Origin of the sequence: Paenibacillus lautus, assembly GCF_050482385.1 — a bacterium.
Taxonomy (GTDB): Bacteria; Bacillota; Bacilli; order Paenibacillales; family Paenibacillaceae; genus Paenibacillus_AQ; species Paenibacillus_AQ lautus_B.
The window spans coordinates 1-614 of the sequence record NZ_JBCNHV010000048.1; the positions used below are offsets into that span (position 1 = coordinate 1).

Genomic DNA, 614 nt, shown 5'->3' on the forward strand with positions numbered 1-614 from the left:
AGATCAATTCTTTCACCTTAATACGTTTGGTGGCGATAGCGGAAGGGTTCCACGCGTACCCATACCGAACACGACCGTTAAGCCTTCCAGCGCCGATGGTACTTGGACCGAAGGGTCCCGGGAGAGTAGGACGTCGCCAAGCGTATTTCATATGGGCCCTTAGCTCAGCTGGTTAGAGCGCACCCCTGATAAGGGTGAGGTCGGTGGTTCGAGTCCACTAGGGCCCACCATATAAATACTAACTTCATAAGGTAAGTGTCGGGGTATACGGAAATAATCGTAAATCTCGAAGCCATGCTTCACTTTTGGAGTGAAATTATGGGGCTATAGCTCAGCTGGGAGAGCGCCTGCCTTGCACGCAGGAGGTCAGGGGTTCGATCCCCCTTGGCTCCACCATAATCTTCATATCGCTTCCATAAATTGCAGGTTGAACTGCAGATTATAACATGATATGATAATCTTCCGGTCGAAAGACTGGGGTTGATCCTTGAAAACTAGATAACGAAACGAATTTGCGCAATTAGAAATATTCCTTTTAGCTGAACTTGTGTCAAAACAAGTTTAAATAAAACGGTAGCAGCGAAGGTTTTGGGATCATCGATCCTTTGGAAGTT

2 tRNA genes and 1 rRNA gene are annotated in these 614 nt (G+C 47.1%); all 3 read left to right on the plus strand.

The window, feature by feature from the left end:
- The first annotated feature begins 25 nt into the window (after positions 1-25).
- The 3 genes from rrf to ABEW73_RS33715 all read left to right on the plus strand — a co-directional run bounded on the left by rrf (position 26) and on the right by ABEW73_RS33715 (position 396).
- Positions 26-142: ribosomal RNA gene (rrf, locus tag ABEW73_RS33705) — 5S ribosomal RNA — on the plus strand.
- Between the two features lie 11 nt (positions 143-153).
- Positions 154-230, plus strand: a tRNA-Ile gene (locus ABEW73_RS33710).
- A gap of 90 nt (positions 231-320) precedes the next feature.
- A tRNA-Ala gene (locus ABEW73_RS33715) sits at positions 321-396 on the plus strand.
- The last annotated feature ends 218 nt before the right edge of the window (positions 397-614 follow it).